Here is a 15350-nt window from a genome sequence, read left to right as displayed (position 1 = left end):
AAATGTCTGCGCCTGTTCGACAGGAAAAAAGATGTCGGGGCAGAAATGAAAACAGGCGGAATGCCTGTGGTGGCAGATTATAGCAGGAGCGCTCATTGTGCCGCCAGAGGGCAAACCGCCGCATCAGACAGCATCTGCGTCCAGAGCGGCCGGTTATTGACTCGGATTTATCTGAGTGAGTCATCCGGATTTGATCATTCCACCCCTCAGGAGTTGTATCGCGATACCCATTTACCGACAATAGCCTGTTATTTGACTTAGATGTCAGCGTTGCGCCGCCGTTTACCATAAAGTGCGGCTATGATGAGGGTGTTGCCGTGCGGTAGTGCGGGCAAAGATGATTAATAAGTGCCCCGCGGAAAAGGGGCCGGCATGATTAACAGGAGTACAGGTGCCACGATTTTATGTTTATTGCATGGCTGGCCTGCTGCTTGCCGCGCCCGCCCTTGAGGCGGCGACAGTGCGATTACAGGTAGACGGCTTAACCGGGGATCTTCAGAGAAATGTCAGGGCGCGTCTGTCTACCATCGGCAGCGATGAGGTTTCTAACGATGGCCGTTTTCGCGCGCGTGTTTCTGTTGCGATAAAAGAGGGGCTACGCGCACTCGGTTATTATGAGCCCACCATCGATTTTGAATCCCGTCCCGCGCCTGCGCAGGGTGGTCGCCCGGTATTAGTGGCCCATGTCACCCCTGGCGAGCCTGTCAAAATCGGCGGCAGCACCATCGTCGTCGAAGGTGATGCGCGCAATGATCCTGATTACAAAGCCTGGGTGAAGCAGGGACGGCCCAAAGTAGGTACGCAGCTTAACCACGGGCAATATGACCGATTCAAAAGCGGTTTCTCAAATCTTGCGCTGCGTAACGGCTACTTCGACGGCACCTTTAAAAAAAGCCAGCTCGGCGTCTCGGTAGAGCGGCGTGAAGCCTTCTGGGATATTGACTACGACAGCGGCGAGCGCTATCGCTTTGGCGACGTCACGTTCCAGGGTTCGCAGATTCGCGAAGAGTACCTGCAGAATCTGGTGCCGTTCAAAGAGGGGGATTACTACAGCTCCCGCGATTTAGCCGAACTGAATCGTCGCCTTTCCGCCACCGGCTGGTTTAATTCGGTGGTGGTTGCGCCGGAATTCAGCAAGGGACGCCAGACCAAAGTCCTGCCGCTGAATGCCGTGATGTCGCCCCGCACCGAAAACACCATTGAAACCGGTGTCGGCTACTCTACAGATGTCGGTCCGCGCCTGAAAGGCACCTGGAAAAAACCGTGGATCAACGACAGCGGCCACAGCCTGGCGGCCAGCGCCTACGTTTCTGCGCCGGAACAGCAGGTCGATCTCAGCTACAAAGTACCGCTGCTTAAAAGCCCCCTGGAGCAGTACTACACCTTCTCTGGCGGTCTGAAGCGCACCGACCTCAACGACACGAAAGCCGATACCACGACGCTGGCGATGTCGCGCAACTGGGACAGCAGCAGCGGCTGGCAGAAGGCCGTAAACCTGCGCTGGAGCCTGGACCACTTTACGCAGGGCAGCGTGACCAACACCACGATGCTGCTCTATCCCGGCGTCAGCGTAAACCGCACCCGTTCGCGTGGCGGTCTGATGCCGACCTGGGGTGATTCACAGCGCTACTCGGTGGACGTCTCTGATACGACCTGGGGTTCGGACGTTGACTTCCTGATCCTGCAGGCGCAAAACGTCTGGATCCGCACGCTGGGCGACAGCCATCGCTTTGTGGCGCGTGGCAATCTTGGCTGGATCGAAACCAACGACTTTGACAAAGTGCCACCGGATCTGCGCTTCTTTGCCGGGGGCGACCGCAGTATTCGCGGCTACAAATATAAAAACATTTCACCGCGTGATGACGACGGCAAGCTCACCGGTGCATCCAAACTCGCCACCGGATCGCTGGAATATCAGTACAACGTCAGCGGAAAATGGTGGGGCGCGGTGTTCGTTGACTCAGGTGAAGCTGTTAACGACATTAAGCAGAGTAACGTGAAAACCGGCGCGGGCGTCGGTGTGCGCTGGTCGTCGCCTGTGGGGCCCATCAAATTAGACATCGCCAGGCCTATCGGGGATGACGAAGCACATGGACTGCAATTTTATATAGGACTGGGGCCAGAACTATGAAGCTGTGGAAAAAGGTCCTGATCGGTATTCTGATCTTTCTGGTATTGCTGTTGGGCGGCGTGGCATTTTTAATCGGTACCACGCCTGGGCTGCATTTAGTGCTGAAGGGCGCTTCACGCTGGGTGCCAGGTCTGTCGATCAAACAGGTCGATGGCGGCTGGCGTAATCTGACACTCAACGGTCTGCGTTTTGAGATGCCAGGCGTCAGTGTGGATGCCGGGCAGATCCAGCTGGCGGTGGATCTCAACTGCCTGCTGCACTCCTCCGTGTGCGTTAACGATGTCTCCCTGCGTGATATCAGCGTGGTCGTCGACAGCAAGAAGATGACACCTGCTGCACCTGCACCGGAAGAGGAGAGTGGCAGCACTAATCTCAGCACGCCATACCCGATTACGCTGCGTCATCTTGGCTTGCACAACATCAATGTCAAAGTGGATGACACGGCGATCTCGCTGCTCGACTTTACTACCGGCCTGCAATGGCAGGATCGCGCGCTGACGCTGAATCCGACCCATATTCAAAGCCTGCTGATTGCGCTGCCGAAAGCGGCGAAAGTCGTGAATGAAGAGGTGGTGGAGCCGAAAGTTCAGCAACCCCACCCTGCGGAGAAACCGCTGGGTGAAACGCTGCAGGCGATGTTTGCCCAACCGCTGTTGCCAGCGCTGCCTGATTTCCGTCTGCCACTGGATATTGAGGTGCAGCAGATTCTGGGAGAACAGCTGCGCATTACCGGCGACACCGATATCTCCGTCAGCCGGTTACTGCTGAAGGCCAAAACCGCCGATCGTCAGATGCAACTGACCACGCTGGAAGTGGACTCGAATCTTGGCAACCTCAACGGCAGCGGACAGGCGACGCTGGCGGATAACTGGCCGGTCGATTTCACACTGAACGGCACGGTTAACACCGACCCGATCAAAGGCGAAAAGCTGGCGCTGAAGCTTAATGGTGCAATGCGCGACGAACTGAAGCTGGGGCTGAACCTCTCCGGTCCGGTGAAAGCACAGCTGGATGCGACGACTCAACTGGCCGTGGCGGGATTGCCGCTGTCGCTGCAGCTGACCAGTCCGCAGCTGCGCTGGCCGTTAACCGGCCCGGTACAGTACCAGGCGGATAACCTGGACTATCAGTTCAAAGGCAAAGCCACCGACTATGTGATGTCACTGCAAACAGCCGTGAAGGGCGAGTCCGTCCCACCAGCCAATATCTCGCTGACGGGTAAAGGCAATGTTGAGCAGTTCAGCCTGGAACGTCTGCGCGTGGCCGCGCTGCAGGGCAACATTGACCTCACCGCGCTGGTGGACTGGAGCAAGGCGATCAGCTGGCGCAGTGAGCTGACGCTGGCCGGGATCAACACCGCGAAACAGTACCCTGACTGGCCAGCGCGGCTGGATGGAAAGATCACCACCCGCGGCAGTCTCTATGGTGGCAGCTGGCAGCTGAGCGTGCCGCAGCTTCAGCTGAAAGGAAACGTGAAGCAGAACGCCGTGACCGCAGACGGCTCACTGACCGGTAACAGCTACAACCAGTGGACGGTGCCGGGCATTAAGCTGGCGCTGGGACGCAACCATCTGGATGTTAAAGGGGCGCTGGGCGACAGTCTGGATCTTGATGCCAGCATCGACGCGCCACAGCTCGATAATGCGCTGCCCGGTCTGGGCGGTGTCGTCAACGGCACTCTCAAAGCGCGTGGCACCCTGAAGGCACCGCAACTGCTGGCCGATCTCAACGGTCGGGGTCTGCGCTGGCAGCAGATGCAGATTAATCGCGTTACGCTGAATGGCGACGTGCGTTCCGGCGAACAGGTGGCGGGTAAACTGCAACTGCGCGTCGAGCAGCTGAAGCAGGATGCGCTGAACATCAGCCTGCTGACGCTGAATGCGGATGGCAACGAGCGTCAGCATCAGCTGAAGCTGAATGTGCAGGGCAAACCGGTCTCTGGCCAGCTGGCGCTGAACGGCAGTTTTGATCGCCAGACCGAACGCTGGAGAGGCTCGCTTAACGATACCCACTTTGATACGCCTGTCGGCGAGTGGCGTCTGACCCGCGCGATGGCCATCGACTATCTTAACAGCCGCCAGACGGCGACTATCGGGCCGCACTGCTGGCAGAACCCGAATGCACAGATTTGTGTACCAGAGCCGGTAGAAGCCGGGCCAGCAGGCAAGGCACATGTCGTGCTGAATCGCTTTGATCTGGCGATGGTGAAGCCGTTTATGCCGGATGCGACCCAGCTCAGCGGCCTGTTCAGCGGTGATGTGCGCGTCAACTGGACGGCCGACGGCGCGCTGCCGACAGGAACCGTGGCGCTGAAAGGCAACGGCGTGAAAGTGGTGCAGGATGTGCAGGGCAATAACCTGCCTGTCGCCTTTGATACGCTAAACCTCAATGCCGCGCTGCGTAACGGACGCGCCCAGCTCGACTGGCTGATCCGCATCGCCAATAACGGGCAGCTGGATGGCAATGTGCAGATCGACGATCCGCAAAATCGCCGCACGCTGGGCGGCAACGTTAACATCCGCAATGTCTCACTGGCGATGCTCAATCCGGCCCTGATGCAGGGTGAGAAGATCAAAGGCAGCCTGAACAGCAGCCTGCGTCTGGGTGGCAGCATCCAGCAGCCACAGGTGTTTGGTCAGCTTGGTCTGACGGGTGTCGATGTGGATGGCAACTTTATGCCGGTCGATCTGACCAATGCCAATCTGAATCTGCTGTTCAACGGAATGAGCTCGACCCTTAACGGGCTGGTGCAGACCGGCCAGGGCAACATCAACCTTAGCGGTAACGCGGACTGGAGCCAGCTTGATAACTGGCGTGCGCGCATTGCGGCGCAGGGCAGCCGGGTTCGCGTGACCGTGCCGCCAATGGTGCGCATGGACGTCTCGCCGGATCTGGTGTTTGAAGCGACGCCGGCCGCCTTTAACCTTGATGGCCGGGTCGACATTCCGTGGGCGCGCATCACGGTGCAGGAAGTGCCGGAAAGCGCTACTGGCGTCTCGTCGGATGAAGTGATGCTGGATGAACAGCTGAAGCCAATTGCACCGCAAACCGCCGCCATCCCGATTAACAGTAATCTGGTGATCCACGTCGGTAACGATGTGCGGCTCTCGGCATTTGGCCTGAAAGCGAAACTGAATGGCGATCTGAAGATGGTGCAGGATCGGTCAGGACTCGGCTTAAACGGTCAGATCAACATTCCATCGGGTCGTTTCCACGCCTACGGTCAGGATCTGATTGTGCGCAAAGGTGAACTGCAGTTTGCTGGCCCGCCGGATCAGCCTTATATCAACCTGGAAGCCATCCGTAACCCGGATGCGACGGAAGATGGCGTCACTGCCGGTCTGCGCGTCACCGGCCTTGCCGATGAGCCGAAAGCGGAGGTCTTCTCCGACCCGGCGATGTCGCAGCAGGAAGCGCTTTCCTACCTGCTGCGCGGTCAGGGACTGGGCAGTGACGGCGACAGTAACGCCCTTACTTCGGCCCTTATTGGCTTAGGGGTTGCACAAAGTGGGCAGGTTGTGGGTAAAATCGGGGAGACATTCGGTGTCAGTAATCTGGCCGTTGATACTGCGGGGGTTGGCGACAGCCAGCAGGTGCAGGTCAGTGGCTATGTACTACCGGGTCTGCAGGTAAAATACGGTGTTGGCATATTTGATTCACTGGCGACGTTAACCTTGCGTTACCGCCTGATGCCTAAACTCTATCTGGAAGCCGTGTCCGGTGTGGATCAGGCTCTCGATTTGCTCTATCAGTTTGAGTTTTAGCAATGCGAATAATTGTCTACGGCAGTTTACGGCGCAAACAGGGAAACAGTCACTGGATGACGAATGCGCAGTGGCTGGGTGATCACCAGATTGAAGGTTTTGAGCTTTACAGTCTGGGGCATTATCCCGGCGTCATAGAGGGCAATGGAGCGGTACAGTGTGAAGTGTACCGCATTGATGCCTCAACCCTTGCGGAGCTGGATGCGCTTCGCACCAAAGGGGGAGAGTACAAACGTTATCTGACTCAGACGCCGTTTGGCAGTGCATGGCTTTATGTCTATCAACGCTCAGTGGCAGGACGCCAGCGCATTATGAGTGGTGACTGGCTGAAGCGCGATGCGGAGCCAGAGGCCTGAACAAAAACACCGTCCAGTTGGACGGTGTTTTTTTTTCGACTCACAAACCGGCAGCAGAATTACTTCTTCTGTGCGCGCTCGTAAGAGGAGATGATTTCGGCTTTAGCGGCTTCGGCGTTATCCCAGCCATCCACTTTCACCCATTTGCCTTTTTCCAGATCTTTGTAGTGCTCAAAGAAGTGGGTGATCTGTGCACGCAGCAGTTCTGGCAGGTCGTTCACATCTTTAATGTGATCGTACTCTTTAGAAAGCTTGGTGTGCGGAACGGCAACCAGTTTGGCATCTTCGCCAGACTCGTCGGTCATTTTCAGCACGCCAACCGGACGGCAGCGGATCACTGAGCCTGGGACCAGTGGATACGGGGTCGGAACCAGTACGTCAACCGGATCACCATCCAGAGAAAGGGTGTGGTTGATGTAGCCGTAGTTGCACGGATAGAACATGGCGGTAGACATGAAACGGTCTACAAACAGGGCACCAGACTCTTTATCAACTTCATATTTGATCGGATCAGCATTCGCTGGGATCTCAATGACAACGTAGATATCTTCTGGCAGGTCTTTACCTGCTGGCACCTGGTTCAAACTCATCTGGCATTCCTTCAGTAGTCGTATGTTGAGTGTCGGCTATTATAGCCAACTGACTCTGAAAGTATGCCCTCTTTTTGGCGTTTCGGAATGCGCCCTAACGCTACTTAGCCGCCACAAACAGCGAAACAATGCCTGCGGCAATCAGTGGTCCTACCGGCACACCGCGGAAGAAGGCTACGCCAATCACTGTACCAATCAGCAGCCCCCCGATGACCGACGGCTGCACGCTCATAAAATTCACACCACGACCGCCCAGCCAGGCGACAAAAATCCCCACCACAATCGCCACAATCGACTTCCAGTTGGCAAACGATTTGAGCAGTGCGGAGGCGGGCAGTGAGCCGCTGGCCAGCGGTGCCATTACCGCCACGGTAAGAATGATGATGCCTAAGGTAATGCCCTGTTTTTCTACATAGGGGAAAAACTGCGCCAGCGGGGTAATTTTAATCGCCAGCAGCACCAGAATGGAGATAGTGACCGCGTTGTTGTGAACGAAATAGCTCAGTACAGCAAGGGCAATCAGAATCAATGTCGAGGCGTAAGCAGCCATGCTTTCTCCCTGAAGGTTAACAGCGCACTGACGTCAGCCAGCGCAAAAGCGGGTTATGGGTCAGCAGTCATCGGGGTTGGCACAACTGCCTTTACCGAGGGACTGCAACATCAATGCCTGATTGCGCACCAGGCCCAGACCCTGGGCACTCAGCGTTACGCTGCCCAGCGTACCCTGCGTCGCCATCTGACTGCGGCTCGCCTCAAGCCAGCTGTCGCGGTAGTTCAGCCAGGCGCGCTGTGCAATACGCAGTCTGTTTTTAGCGTCGCCGGTCAGGGTTTTCATCAGTGTGTTGTAGTGCTGATTCATCTGCTGATCCCAGAACGTTGTGGCCTCAACATAGCACTGGTTCATCGCAAGGGTCGCAGAGGCGTTATTGAGGCAGCGCTCCAGTGCGGCGTCGGAAGGCAGTTGCTTTGCCATCGTCGCCGTACTGACGAACAGCAGCATCAGAAGTAATCCCGATTTCATTCTTTTCTCCGGATAGGGGGCAGGCGGCGATCAGATTGAGCGATGTTTACGTGATGATCAAGTTGTTAACTCTAATCAGGGTTAAAGTTTCGCAGGGTTACTGCCGATATCTCTTCCGTTTTAGGGCCGCTGGAAAATTCGCCTTTTCTCTTACATGGAAATCATCAGGATGAAACAGATATCACTTCGCACGGGGTTGCTGGCATTGCTGGCATTTATGACACTGCTGCTGTTGGCGGTGAGTTTTATGGGTATCGTGGCAATTAACAAAGGGAATCGCTCGCTGGATGTGATCAACCGCATTCAGGGGATCGAGCTGAACAGTCTTTACCAGAGTAATTCAGATCTGATGCGGGCCCGCGCGAATGCGGCGCTGGCGGTGCGTAAAATTGAAATCGGTATGCTGGAAGAGGGCGCGGCAGTCACAAAACTGTCGCAGGCGGATGTGGTGTCATCACAGCAAAATCTGAAGCGCTTTGTGGATGCCGGAACGGTGACGGCGCACGGGAAAATGCTGGCTGACGCGATTTCAGCCAGTTACAAAGCCTATCTCGACCAGGGCATCAAACCGATGATGGACGCGCTGGATAAGCAATACACTGACGAATATTACCAGTTGCTGGAAGGCAACCTGGCGACGCTGGCGGCAAGCTATAACAAAGCTGTTACAGACTTCAGCCAGTTCGCCGGACAGGTCACCGAGGCCCAGCTCGCACAGGCGGCCTACAACGAAACCAAAATGAAAATCCTGATCGCTGTGGCAGGCGTATTAACGCTGCTGCTGCTGGTGCTCGCCTGGCAACTGCTTCGCCGGATGCTGCTGCAGCCGCTGAACCTCGCGATTGTCCATCTGGAGCAGATCGCGGCAGGCGACCTGTCGCAGGTGCTGCCACCGTCCAGCAACAACGAGCTGGGACGGCTTAATCATGCACTGAGTGGGATGCAGCAGTCACTGCGTACCTCGGTCAGTCAGGTGCGTGAAGCGAGTATACAGATCGACATCGGCAGCCGTGAACTGGCGGCGGGTAACGTTAATCTGTCGCAGCGCACCGAAGAGTCCGCTGCCTCGCTGGAGCAGACGGCGGCCAGCATGGAGCAGCTTACGGCCACGGTCCGTCTTAACGCCAGCAACGCTCAGCAGGCGCATCAGCTGGCTAACGCGGTCTCTGATACCGCCGATCGCGGTGCTGAGGTGGTCTGCTACGTGATGGAAAAAATGCATGAGATTACCGACAGTGCCAACCGTATCGGCGACATTCTCAGCGTGATTGACGGCATCGCCTTCCAGACCAACATCCTGGCGCTTAACGCCGCCGTCGAAGCGGCACGCGCAGGCGAGCAGGGACGCGGCTTTGCGGTAGTGGCAAATGAGGTGCGTACGCTGGCACAGCGCAGTGCTAACGCGGCCAAAGAGATCCGTACGTTAATCAGTGATTCACAGTCACGGGTTAAAGAGGGTACGGAAATGGCGACGCGCGCCGGGGAAACCATGGATGAAATTTCTGGTGAAGTGATGCGCGTAACGGCACTGATGAAAGAGATCTCGATGGCCTCCGACGAGCAGAGCCGTGGCATTGAGCAGGTCAACCTGGCGGTCACTCAGATGGATGCAACAGCGCAGCAGAACGCGGCGCTGGTAGAGCAGGCCAGCGCCGCGACCCAGTCGCTGGAAGCACAGTCCGGTCAGCTTCAGGCAACGATGGCGCAGTTCAGATTGCAGACGGCGTAAAAAACACAGGGCGCGAAATCGCGCCCTGTTTCTTTATCTGTCAGCTGATACTCGCGCAGGATTAACCCTGACGGCAATCCGGGAACTCGGCCAGGAAACGCTCAACGTCGTTCACCATCGCCTCATTACCGCAGTAGAACGGGCAGCGCTGATGCAGCGTAACCGGTGGAATATCCAGAATACGTCTCTGTCCGTCGCTGGCTTTACCGCCTGCCTGCTCCGCCAGGAACGCCATCGGGTTGCACTCATACAGCAGACGCAGCTTGCCCTGAGGATGGCTGGCGGTGCTTGGGTAGAGATAAATGCCGCCCTTCAGCAGGTTGCGATGGAAGTCCGCCACCAGCGATCCGATGTAACGTGAGGTATAAGGACGGTGCGTTGGCAAATCCTCTTCCTGACAGAACTTCAGATATTTCTTCACACCCTGCGGGAAACGAATGTAGTTACCTTCGTTAATCGAGTAGGTGTAACCGGTGGGTGGATAGGTCATACGTTCGTGGCTGAGGCAGAACACACCCAGTGACGGATCGTAAGTAAACGCATGCACGCCTGCACCGGTGGTGTAAACCATCATGGTGGATGAGCCGTAGACCACGTAACCGGCAGCAACCTGCTTGTTGCCTGGCTGCATGAAGTCAGCTTCAACCACTGGCGTACCCGGCTCGCTGACGCGATGATAAATAGAGAAAATGGTGCCGACGGAAACGTTAACGTCGATGTTAGAAGAACCATCCAGAGGATCCATTAACACCACGTACTTACCGTTTTCCTCACCTTCAAAGATAACGAACTCGTCTTCTTCCTCAGAAGCGATGCCGGCGACGATGCCACGTGCTTTCAGTGCTGCTTTCAGTTTTTCGTTAGCGAACAGATCCAGTTTCATCTGCTGTTCACCCTGAACATTTTCCACACCACTGGCACCGAGAATATCCACTAAACCGGCTTTATTGATGTCGCGGTGGATAATTTTGGCACCCAGCTTGATAGCTGAAATCAGCGCCGTCAGTTCACCTGTGGCGTGCGGAAAGTCGTGCTGCTTCTCGACGATAAATTCGCCCAACGTTTTCATAACACATTCCCTGAATCTTCGATGGAGTGGCAGCACGCGTAACAGTCTGCCAACGGATGCGTACGCAGTTTAGCCGATTGAACTTCAAAAACCATAGTCCTAATCCGTTTCTTCCGTCTGCGAGCGGCGTTACACTGTGCGCCGAACTTTTGAGTAATGGATCATGTTATGCGCATTCACATCCTCGGGATTTGTGGCACTTTTATGGGGGGTCTGGCGGTGCTGGCTCGTTCACTGGGACATCAGGTGACCGGTTCAGATGCCAACGTTTACCCGCCAATGAGTACACTGCTCGAACAGCAAGGCATTGAATTAACAGAAGGTTACGATGCGAGCCAGCTCGACCCGGCCCCTGACCTGGTGATTATCGGTAATGCGATGACGCGCGGTAATCCCTGTGTGGAAGCGGTGCTGGAACGCAACATTCCTTACCTCTCCGGCCCGCAGTGGCTGCACGATTTCGTGTTACGCGACCGATGGGTGCTGGCGGTCGCGGGAACCCACGGAAAAACCACCACAGCCGGCATGGCAGCGTGGATTCTCGAGGCCTGCGGCCTGGAGCCAGGCTTCATTATTGGTGGGGTGCCAGGAAACTTCGATGTCTCGGCAAAATTAGGAAAAAGTCCATTCTTTGTCATTGAGGCGGATGAGTATGACTGCGCCTTTTTCGACAAGCGTTCCAAGTTTGTCCATTACTGCCCGCGTACCCTGATCCTCAACAACCTTGAGTTCGATCACGCCGATATCTTTGACGACCTGCGGGCGATCCAGAAGCAGTTCCACCATCTGGTGCGGATCGTGCCGGGCCAGGGCAAGATCCTGCTGCCGGAGCATGATCCTAACCTCAAACAGGTGATGGCGATGGGTTGCTGGAGCGAGCAGGAGAGCGTTGGTGAACACGGGCGCTGGCAGGCGAAGAAGCTGACGCCCGATGCCTCTCACTGGGAAATCTGGCTCGACGGCGAGAAAGTCGGTGAAGTGAACTGGGCGCTGGTCGGCGAACACAACATGCATAACGGCCTGATGGCGATTGCTGCCGCGCGGCATGTGGGTGTGAAGCCGGAAGATGCAGGCCAGGCGCTGAACACCTTTATCAATGCACGTCGCCGGCTGGAGCTGCGTGGCGAAGTGAATAACATCAAAGTCTACGATGACTTCGCTCACCATCCGACGGCCATTCTGGCGACATTGTCTGCCCTGCGCAGCAAAGTGGGTGGCAGAGCACGCATTCTGGCTGTTCTGGAGCCGCGCTCGAATACCATGAAGATGGGCGTCAGCAAAAACGATCTTGCTCCGTCACTGGCGCGAGCGGATGAGGTCTTTCTGTTCCAGCCGCACCACATTCCGTGGCAGGTTTCTGATGTAGCAGAAGCGTGCATTCCGCCTGCGCACTGGAGCGCGGATATCGATACGCTGGTCGAGATGGTGGCGAAAGCCGCACAGCCAGGCGACTCGATTCTGGTGATGAGCAACGGCGGGTTTGGCGGCATTCACCAGAAGCTGCTGGACAGGCTGGCCTGAAAATCAGGCGCCCGTTTCGGGCGCTTTTTTTAAAGCGTATTGCCGTTAATATTATTTCCTGAATAAATCCCGCATAGTTTGAATCCGATCTGCTCACTCTTCCTTCAGTTGCCATATTTTCTTTATTAGTGTCTGAAACAGAAAGGCCACACCTGCCGGTTATTTTTAGCATCATCTCTGTTTTAACTGAGAAATAAATAATAATCAGAAGAATTCAGGTTAAAAAATTAACAGGTTTTCTTTATGTGGCATTTTATATTAATACAGGTTTTAAATGTAAGTTAAATTTGGGTTAAATGAATTCGGATAATTCATTGCCCTTATTACTGAGAATAAGGACATTTTTATGGGAAAAAGTACAACACGATCATTTGCTCTGGGCGTCACGCTGTTATGCACTTCTGCAACAGCACTGGCAACGGCCACGGTGGATTACCGGCATGAGTACCGTCTTCGCGACCGCACGCACTATGACAAGCTGGGGCTGAGTACCACGCTGCCGGATAATATGTTTCTTGGCGTCGAAACCAAATTTAAAACCGGTGGCGCAGATCCAAAAGATAAATATTATAACGACACCGTGTTAAATGTGGTGGAAGTCACCTTTCTGAAGTCGTATTACTGGGGGAACTGGACGCTGTCGCCGTTTATTCAGCCGGAATTTAACTCCTCGCGTACCGAATGGAAGTTTGGTGTGGCACCCTGGTATAAAATTAATTATCGCTGGTCTGTTGGCGGATTATATCGTCTTGAACTGACCGATTATGCCCATGACGATCAATGCCGCACCGGGGGTATTGATTATTGCGATACTGACCGGCATCGCACGGCTAACCGTTTTGATCTCTATCTGCGGAATAAAACCGATCGCCTCACCACCACCTATAAGCTGGTGTATAAGCACGCGGATGCGAAACTGTTTGCTAATAAGCATGACGACTATGAACAGGAATTACAGTTCGATTATGCGCTTGGCAACGATCGCGTCTGGGTGCCTTACGTCACCTTTGGCGATATCGGACGTTCTGCTACATCGAGCGAACGCCAGTTGCGGTTGCGCACCGGTATTCTCTATATCTATCGGTAAGGGCTGCCGGGAGGCGGGCGAGACTGCCCGCCATGGCATTACTGCGATTCGGCCAGCTCGCGCAGATACTGGAAAATCTGACGGGCAGACTTCGGCGGCTTGTTGCCCGCTTTCTCTTTCTGCGCGTTACGGATCATGCTGCGTAACTGCTGACGATCGGCATCGGGATAAAGCGCAATCACGTCGCTCATCGCCTCATCACCTTGCTCAATCAGACGATCGCGCAGCATTTCCAGTTTGTGGAATAGCGCAACCTGCTGGTTGTGGCGATTCTTGAGCTTATCCAGCGCAATGCGGATCGGCTCCACATCAATGCTGCGCAGCAGTTTACCGATCAGCTGCAGCTGACGGCGGCGACCCTCTTTCCTGATGCGCTGTGCCAGTTCGATCTCGGTGCGCAGGCGCTCATCCAGCGGGATTTTATCCAGCGAGTTTTTACCCAGATCAACCAGTTCGGCTCCCAGGCGCTTTAACTCTTCTGCATCGCGTTTAATTTCACTCTTACTGACCCAGATAATCTCTTCATCTTCTTCTTCGTCATTATCTGGCACATCGTCGAGCCACTCATCGGGCTGTCTGGTCATTTCCGGGCTCCCAAAAAAAAGAGGCTAATCCTACCAGTTTATCGGGTGACTGCGAAATTGTTCTCTGACTCTGATAGACTCAAATCATTCACACATAAGATTAGACGGCAGGTCGATGAACGTATCTACTCAGGTTGCAGAACAGCGAAAAGTACTGGAGCAGGCCATTGCGCAGGCACTTGAACTGGCTAAAGCAAGCACTGACAGCGCGGAAGTGGCTGTCAGTAAGACCACCGGCATCGGGGTCAGCACCCGCTATGGCGAAGTGGAAAACGTTGAATTTAACAGCGACGGTGCGCTGGGCATCACCGTTTATCATCAGAATCGTAAAGGCAGTGCCTCATCGACCGACCTCAGCCCGGATGCGATCAAGCGTACCGTGCAGGCGGCGATTGATATTGCCCGCTATACCTCGCCCGACCCCTTTGCCGGTCTGGCCGACGCAGAGCTGCTGGCCTATGATGCGCCGGATCTGGATCTTTACCATCCGTGGGAAATTGACGCTGACCGCGCCATTGAACTGGCCGCGCAGGCGGAACAGGCGTCACTGCGTGCCGACAAGCGTATTACCAACACCGAAGGCGGTAGTTTCAACAGCCACGTCGGCATCAAAGTCTTTGGCAACAGCCACGGAATGTTGCAGAGCTACTGCTCCAGCCGCCATTCGCTCTCCAGCTGCGTTATCGCTGAGCAGGATGGCAACATGGAGCGCGATTACGCCTATACCATTGGCCGTGCATTTGAAGATTTGAAAAGCCCTGAATGGGTGGGCGCAGAGTGCGCACGCCGTACACTCTCCCGTCTGGCTCCGCGTAAACTTCCGACCATGAAAGCCCCGGTGATTTTTGCCGCTGAAGTGGCGACCGGCTTGTTTGGTCATCTGGTTGGTGCGATCAGCGGCAGCAGCGTTTACCGTAAATCGACCTTCCTGCTGGATTCAATGGGTCAGCAGATTCTGCCGGAGTGGCTCACCATCAGTGAACAGCCACACCTGCTGAAAGGGCTCGCCTCCACGCCGTTCGACAGTGAAGGGGTGCGTACTCAGGCGCGCGACATCATCAAAGATGGCGTATTGCAGACCTGGCTGTTGACCAGCTATTCCGCCCGTAAACTGGGTCTGACCAGCACCGGTCATGCTGGTGGTATTCATAACTGGCGCATTGCGGGTCAGGGCCACAGCTTTGACGACCTGCTGAAGCAGATGGGAACCGGATTAGTGGTGACCGAGCTGATGGGTCAGGGCGTCAGCGCCATTACCGGTGACTACTCACGCGGTGCAGCCGGTTACTGGGTTGAGAATGGCGTCATTCAGTACCCGGTTAGCGAAGTCACTATTGCCGGTAATCTTAAAGAGATGTGGCACAACATGGTGACCATCGGTGACGATATTGAAACCCGCAGTAATATCCAGTGCGGTTCCGTGTTACTGCCTGAGATGAAGATAGCGGGACAATAAAGATGAATTCCTGAAGCAGCCTGTTGGCTGCTTTTTTTTCAT

Annotated in this window: 12 protein-coding genes; 7 read left to right on the top strand and 5 right to left on the bottom strand. The window is 55.4% G+C overall.

Features of this window, described 5'->3' with window-relative positions; translation table 11 throughout:
- Positions 1–415: 415 nt before the first annotated feature.
- Genes tamA through F3I20_RS12810 form a run of 3 tightly spaced genes read left to right on the top strand, consistent with a single transcriptional unit; the run spans position 416 to position 6251 of the window.
- Positions 416–2131, top strand: coding sequence for an autotransporter assembly complex protein TamA (gene tamA, locus F3I20_RS12820; RefSeq protein ID WP_190285960.1), 1716 nt, complete (start codon positions 416–418; stop codon positions 2129–2131).
- Positions 2128–5895 carry an autotransporter assembly complex protein TamB gene (gene tamB, locus F3I20_RS12815; RefSeq protein ID WP_150037680.1) on the top strand — a complete coding sequence of 1256 codons (3768 nt, stop codon included), beginning with the start codon at positions 2128–2130 and terminating at the stop codon, positions 5893–5895. The genes tamA and tamB overlap by 4 nt, the downstream gene beginning before the upstream one ends.
- A 2-nt stretch (positions 5896–5897) precedes the next feature.
- On the top strand, positions 5898–6251 hold the full coding sequence (locus F3I20_RS12810; protein WP_150013581.1) for a gamma-glutamylcyclotransferase family protein: 354 nt from the start codon (positions 5898–5900) through the stop codon (positions 6249–6251).
- 59 nt (positions 6252–6310) lie between these two features.
- Here F3I20_RS12810 and ppa read toward each other — a convergent pair whose 3' ends face one another.
- From ppa to F3I20_RS12795, 3 genes are all read right to left on the bottom strand, one after another.
- On the bottom strand, positions 6311–6841 hold the full coding sequence (gene ppa, locus F3I20_RS12805) for an inorganic diphosphatase (protein WP_003855519.1): 531 nt from the start codon (positions 6839–6841) through the stop codon (positions 6311–6313).
- 100 nt (positions 6842–6941) lie between these two features.
- On the bottom strand, positions 6942–7391 hold the full coding sequence (locus tag F3I20_RS12800; RefSeq protein WP_013359160.1) for a DUF441 domain-containing protein: 450 nt from the start codon (positions 7389–7391) through the stop codon (positions 6942–6944).
- A gap of 60 nt (positions 7392–7451) precedes the next feature.
- On the bottom strand, positions 7452–7862 hold the full coding sequence (locus tag F3I20_RS12795) for a lysozyme inhibitor LprI family protein (protein ID WP_150037682.1): 411 nt from the start codon (positions 7860–7862) through the stop codon (positions 7452–7454).
- A gap of 169 nt (positions 7863–8031) precedes the next feature.
- On the opposite strand from F3I20_RS12795, the gene F3I20_RS12790 reads away from it, so the two are divergent.
- Positions 8032–9591, top strand: a complete 1560-nt coding sequence (locus F3I20_RS12790; protein ID WP_150013577.1) for a methyl-accepting chemotaxis protein — start codon at positions 8032–8034, stop codon at positions 9589–9591.
- A 61-nt stretch (positions 9592–9652) separates the two neighbouring features.
- On the opposite strand, the gene fbp is transcribed toward F3I20_RS12790, so the two are convergent.
- The gene (gene fbp, locus F3I20_RS12785; RefSeq protein WP_150013575.1) at positions 9653–10660 is read right to left on the bottom strand and encodes a class 1 fructose-bisphosphatase; all 1008 of its coding nucleotides are present in this window, start codon (positions 10658–10660) and stop codon (positions 9653–9655) included.
- A gap of 168 nt (positions 10661–10828) precedes the next feature.
- On the opposite strand from fbp, the gene mpl reads away from it, so the two are divergent.
- Both mpl and F3I20_RS12775 read left to right on the top strand, forming a co-directional pair.
- Positions 10829–12181, top strand: coding sequence for a UDP-N-acetylmuramate:L-alanyl-gamma-D-glutamyl-meso-diaminopimelate ligase (mpl, locus tag F3I20_RS12780; protein WP_150013573.1), 1353 nt, complete (start codon positions 10829–10831; stop codon positions 12179–12181).
- Positions 12182–12527: 346 nt separating this feature from the next.
- Positions 12528–13268 (top strand): oligogalacturonate-specific porin KdgM family protein, encoded by a 741-nt coding sequence (locus tag F3I20_RS12775; protein ID WP_150013571.1) that lies wholly within the window; start codon positions 12528–12530, stop codon positions 13266–13268.
- 38 nt (positions 13269–13306) lie between these two features.
- On the opposite strand, the gene yjgA is transcribed toward F3I20_RS12775, so the two are convergent.
- Complete coding sequence (gene yjgA / locus F3I20_RS12770; RefSeq protein ID WP_150013569.1) at positions 13307–13852, bottom strand: ribosome biogenesis factor YjgA; 546 nt, start codon at positions 13850–13852, stop codon at positions 13307–13309.
- 115 nt (positions 13853–13967) lie between these two features.
- Here yjgA and pmbA point away from each other — a divergent pair, with 115 nt between their 5' ends.
- Complete coding sequence (pmbA, locus tag F3I20_RS12765; RefSeq protein WP_150037683.1) at positions 13968–15308, top strand: metalloprotease PmbA; 1341 nt, start codon at positions 13968–13970, stop codon at positions 15306–15308.
- Positions 15309–15350: the final 42 nt, after the last annotated feature.

It is taken from the genome of Candidatus Pantoea gossypiicola (genome assembly GCF_008632075.1).
Taxonomy (GTDB): Bacteria; Pseudomonadota; Gammaproteobacteria; order Enterobacterales; family Enterobacteriaceae; genus Pantoea; species Pantoea gossypiicola.
Note: the sequence above shows the minus strand (reverse complement) of the source record. Positions and strands in the feature narration are given on the sequence as shown.

Excerpts from the sequence above, each read along its gene's own strand:
- tamA (WP_190285960.1), top strand. The coding sequence starts at position 416 with ATGGCTGGCCTGCTGCTTGCCGCGCCCGCCCTTGAGGCGGCGACAGTG.
- tamB (WP_150037680.1), top strand. The coding sequence starts at position 2,128 with ATGAAGCTGTGGAAAAAGGTCCTGATCGGTATTCTGATCTTTCTGGTA.
- F3I20_RS12810 (WP_150013581.1), top strand. The coding sequence starts at position 5,898 with ATGCGAATAATTGTCTACGGCAGTTTACGGCGCAAACAGGGAAACAGT.
- ppa (WP_003855519.1), bottom strand. The coding sequence starts at position 6,841 with ATGAGTTTGAACCAGGTGCCAGCAGGTAAAGACCTGCCAGAAGATATC.
- F3I20_RS12800 (WP_013359160.1), bottom strand. The coding sequence starts at position 7,391 with ATGGCTGCTTACGCCTCGACATTGATTCTGATTGCCCTTGCTGTACTG.
- F3I20_RS12795 (WP_150037682.1), bottom strand. The coding sequence starts at position 7,862 with ATGAAATCGGGATTACTTCTGATGCTGCTGTTCGTCAGTACGGCGACG.
- F3I20_RS12790 (WP_150013577.1), top strand. The coding sequence starts at position 8,032 with ATGAAACAGATATCACTTCGCACGGGGTTGCTGGCATTGCTGGCATTT.
- fbp (WP_150013575.1), bottom strand. The coding sequence starts at position 10,660 with ATGAAAACGTTGGGCGAATTTATCGTCGAGAAGCAGCACGACTTTCCG.
- mpl (WP_150013573.1), top strand. The coding sequence starts at position 10,829 with ATGCGCATTCACATCCTCGGGATTTGTGGCACTTTTATGGGGGGTCTG.
- F3I20_RS12775 (WP_150013571.1), top strand. The coding sequence starts at position 12,528 with ATGGGAAAAAGTACAACACGATCATTTGCTCTGGGCGTCACGCTGTTA.
- yjgA (WP_150013569.1), bottom strand. The coding sequence starts at position 13,852 with ATGACCAGACAGCCCGATGAGTGGCTCGACGATGTGCCAGATAATGAC.
- pmbA (WP_150037683.1), top strand. The coding sequence starts at position 13,968 with ATGAACGTATCTACTCAGGTTGCAGAACAGCGAAAAGTACTGGAGCAG.